Source organism: Pedobacter sp. 01T416_2, from assembly GCF_056398925.1.
Genome location: NZ_JBFTQI010000579.1, coordinates 1 through 3,878, shown reverse-complemented (window position 1 = coordinate 3,878; position 3,878 = coordinate 1). Strand labels below are relative to the sequence as shown.

The window sequence follows — 3,878 nt, the reverse complement described above, 5'->3', positions numbered from 1 at the left end:
ACAGGAAGCCGATAAATAAGACAAATTAGTTACGAGCACGCCTTAAAGCAAAAAAGGCCAGAAACGGATATCCGTTTCTGGCCAAGCTTGTTACCTAATAGCAGATAAATATTGATTTTTCTTACCTATCTTCCATCCAGGAAAGAAAAGCAGGTGTTTTTTCCTTATTAATCAGCAACTTATCTGGAGTTTCAATCACCAGTTTAACAAACAATTTTCTTAAGAAATAATGTTCTATTTCTTTAATGGCTTTAAAGTTAACTAAATATTGGCGGTTAACCCTGAAGAACTGTTTAGATGACACCAATGCTGTAATCTGATCAAGAGATTGATTTAATGCAAACTCTTGTTTATCGAAGCACATAATGGTTGAAGCATCATTTCTGATGTAAAAGAAAGCAATATTCTCGGTTTGAACAGTGGTATATTTTTGGTTTTTAAACACTAAAAAGCTCTCTTTTCCGGCAGGACTGCTCAATTTCGCCAATAAATTGCTTAAATCGGGGATTACTTTTTGCTGAAAAAAATTCTGAAGGCCGTCTACCTTTTGAAAGGCCTCCTGGATATCTGTTTTGGAAAAGGGTTTTAACACATAATCTACTCCATTACGCTTAAAAGCTTCTAACGAGTACTCATCGAAAGCAGTGCAGAACACAATAGGACTGTTTACTTTAACCTGTTTAAATATTTCAAAACATAATCCATCTGCCAATTGAATATCCATAAATATCAAATCGGGCTGTGGCTGTTCTGATAACGCTTTTACCGATCCTTCGATGCTCTGGTACTGCCCTACTATTTTCACGTCGGGCCTCAGGCTCAAAATTATATTTTCGAGTGATTTAGCTGTTTTCAGCTCATCCTCAATGATGATGATGTTCATGAATTAATGGGAGTTTAATTTTAAAAATTTGGCCATCGTTAATAATTTCGATTGGTTTTTCAAGAAGATGCTGGTAGCGCAACATGATATTTTTTAGTCCAACCCCCAATGAGTTGTTATCTGCAGTTTTTAAACGTATAGGGTTTTCCAAAACAATTTGCCCATCTTCGGCATACAAGCTGATGTGCAAAGGTTTATCCAACGAAACTACATTATGTTTGAGACAGTTTTCGATTAACAGTTGCAGCGTAAAGGGAGGAATTAAAGTGTGCAATATTTCTTCGTTTAAAGTAGAAGTAAAACTAAAACCACCATCAAATCTTGCCTGTTGTAAAAATAAATAGGCATTGAGTATTTCCATTTCTTCCGCAACGTGAATCAGGTCTAATTTACGGCTTTCGAGGGTATATCGATAAAAATTAGAAAGTTTAAGGATAAAATCGACAGCCGCTTCATCGCCGATTTCTACCATAGCCTTTAGTGTGTTGAGGCTATTAAAAAGAAAATGAGGATTAACCTGCTGCTTTAGCAATTCGTACTGCGCGCCCAAACTATCACTTTTGATTTTCTCCAATTCCATATTCACCTGTTGATTTTCGTAATTTTGTTGCAACAGATGAAGGAACATATAAAAAATTAAATTGATCAATATTCCCCTTACTTCAACCATCAACATCACCGGACCGAAATTAATGTGCGAAAGGATCAATTGCTGAATCCACGCCAGGCAAAGCATAATACCAATACCAATTAAAAGGCTTTTAAATAACCTGGAATAGGAAATCCCCTGTTTGTTTGGCCTACTGCTCTTTCGCGACAGCATGTAAATATTCAAATACCACATCAGCAAAGCAAATACCGAGGTAATACCAGCATTAACTGCCGCTTCGGCTGCATTAAAATGATGTTCTGCTATTTGTGGAACAGAAGATAAAACTCCAAGAAAAATGGAACTTACCCAGATAATGGCAGGCGAAATCTTTAAAGGGTTTTTGGTCATATCAGTTTTTAGCCAGGCTAATTAGGTGGGTTGGGATAATCAAAAATAATATTTTTTTAAATATGATGGCTGCACCACATATATCTCTTCTTTTTTCACCTAAAGTAACCACGCAAATCTTATAGTTAAACATTTTTAAGCCTGAACCAGACAGATTCGGCGCTTAAGCAGACAATGCCAGGTTTAAATCAGCACAAGAATTGTGTTTTTATTTCGGTAAGATCCCTGTTTCGTTAAAATAGTTAACAAACGCATAAAAAGGCTAACAATAGAAAATGTATCAACACGATAGCCGGCACAAAATGATACCCATTCCTTTGAGTTCAATTATAGTCTTACTCAGGGCTAACAATGTATAAGTCAAAACCTAATTTGTCTATTTCATCCCGAAAACACTAATCTCCCCTTTCCATCCGCATTAATTTTGACATACCTAACGGAGTAAAACATTAATTATCAACAAATTTTAGCAAATGGAAAATCAAAATAATTATAGCCGCCGGCGCTTTTTAAGTTTAGCAGCATTAACCGTGGCCGCTGCAGAACTTGGTGGATTAAACCTTTTGAACGCCAAAGGAATTACAAAAAATAAATCCAGCAATAATAAAATCAATGGCAATATATCCTTCGATAGGATAAAACAGATTAATGCCGGTGTATTAAACATGGGTTATGCAGAAAGCGGCCCAGCAGATGGCGAACCAGTTATACTGTTACATGGATGGCCTTATACAATTCACAGTTATACCGATGTGGCCGCCCTGCTTTCTGCAGAAGGATACCGGGTAATCGTTCCGCACCTCCGCGGCCATGGCAGTACGCAGTTTCTTTCGGCAAAAACACCGAGAAATGGACAGCAATCGGCCATTGCTGCAGATATTATTGCTTTGATGGATGCCTTAAAAATAGATAAAGCAGTAATTGGTGGCTTTGATTGGGGAGCAAGAACGGCCAATATTATGGCTGCCTTGTGGCCAGAACGTTGTAAAGCAATGGTTTCGGTAAGTGGATACCTCATTGGAAACCAGGAGCTAAACCAAAAACCATTATCGCCAAAAGCTGAGTTATCATGGTGGTATCAGTTCTACTTTGCAACTGAACGTGGCCGTTTAGGATATGAAGCTAACCGAAAAGATTTTGCTAAACTGATCTGGCAAACCGCTTCTCCAGAATGGAAATTTACTGATGCTGTTTTCGAAAAGTCGGGAGTTGAATTGGATAATCCAGATCATGTGGCCATTGTAATTCATAACTACAGGTGGAGATTGGGGCTGGCAGGTGGGGAAGCACAATATGAAAAATATGAAAAAATACTAGCCACATTTCCGGCAATAACGATTCCAAGCATTACACTCGAAGGTGATGCAAATGGTGCACCGCATGGCAACCCTGATAATTATGCAGCTAAGTTTAAAGGTAAATATGTGCACCATAATCTTAGTGGAGGCATTGGACACAATCTTCCTCAGGAAGCACCTAAGGCATTTGCGGATGCCATTATCCAGGCAGCAATGATGGCGTAAAAAAAAGCTAAAATACTCTTCTAATAATTTTAACAATCATAATAAATTTTAAAAAAATGGAAAATCAAAATGTAATCGAATCAGCAAATACGTTAAATGTAGTGATCAACAAAGTGCTTTACACAGGAAAAGTACATGTAAATGGCGGTCGTGAGGGCTTCGCAAAAAGTAGCGATGGAGCGCTTGACACCGCACTATCATCTCCTGGCAGTGCAGGAAAAGGAACTAACCCTGAGCAATTATTTGCTGCAGGCTGGGCTGCATGTTTTATTGGTGCAATGAAACACAATGCTCCCCAACTTAAAATTGTACTTCCTGCTGATACTGCAATTGATGCAGAAGTTGATCTGGCTTTGGCCGATAGTGGTTTTAATCTTCAGGCAAGATTAAATGTGGTTTTACCCGGGCTTACCTACGAAGAAGCAAAAATAGTGGTTGAAGCTGCTCACCAAACCTGTCCATACTCTAAAGC

At 38.2% G+C, this 3,878-nt stretch carries 4 protein-coding genes; 2 read left to right on the top strand and 2 right to left on the bottom strand.

Annotated features, from left to right (window positions below):
* Nucleotides 1-121: 121 nt before the first annotated feature.
* Both AC1DPQ_RS20615 and AC1DPQ_RS20610 read right to left on the bottom strand, forming a co-directional pair.
* The gene (locus AC1DPQ_RS20615; protein WP_477583828.1) at nucleotides 122-883 is read right to left on the bottom strand and encodes a LytR/AlgR family response regulator transcription factor; all 762 of its coding nucleotides are present in this window, start codon (nucleotides 881-883) and stop codon (nucleotides 122-124) included.
* The gene (locus AC1DPQ_RS20610; RefSeq protein ID WP_477583829.1) at nucleotides 864-1,883 is read right to left on the bottom strand and encodes a sensor histidine kinase; all 1,020 of its coding nucleotides are present in this window, start codon (nucleotides 1,881-1,883) and stop codon (nucleotides 864-866) included. Before AC1DPQ_RS20610 ends, AC1DPQ_RS20615 begins: the two co-directional genes overlap by 20 nt.
* Before the next feature lie 473 nt (nucleotides 1,884-2,356).
* On the opposite strand from AC1DPQ_RS20610, the gene AC1DPQ_RS20605 reads away from it, so the two are divergent.
* Both AC1DPQ_RS20605 and AC1DPQ_RS20600 read left to right on the top strand, forming a co-directional pair.
* Nucleotides 2,357-3,406 (top strand): alpha/beta fold hydrolase, encoded by a 1,050-nt coding sequence (locus AC1DPQ_RS20605; RefSeq protein ID WP_477610723.1) that lies wholly within the window; start codon nucleotides 2,357-2,359, stop codon nucleotides 3,404-3,406.
* Between the two features lie 56 nt (nucleotides 3,407-3,462).
* Nucleotides 3,463-3,878: organic hydroperoxide resistance protein (locus AC1DPQ_RS20600; RefSeq protein WP_477610722.1), on the top strand; the 416-nt coding region annotated here is incomplete at its 3' end.

Excerpts from the sequence above, each read along its gene's own strand:
- AC1DPQ_RS20610 (WP_477583829.1), bottom strand. The coding sequence starts at position 1,883 with ATGACCAAAAACCCTTTAAAGATTTCGCCTGCCATTATCTGGGTAAGT.
- AC1DPQ_RS20605 (WP_477610723.1), top strand. The coding sequence starts at position 2,357 with ATGGAAAATCAAAATAATTATAGCCGCCGGCGCTTTTTAAGTTTAGCA.
- AC1DPQ_RS20615 (WP_477583828.1), bottom strand. The coding sequence starts at position 883 with ATGAACATCATCATCATTGAGGATGAGCTGAAAACAGCTAAATCACTC.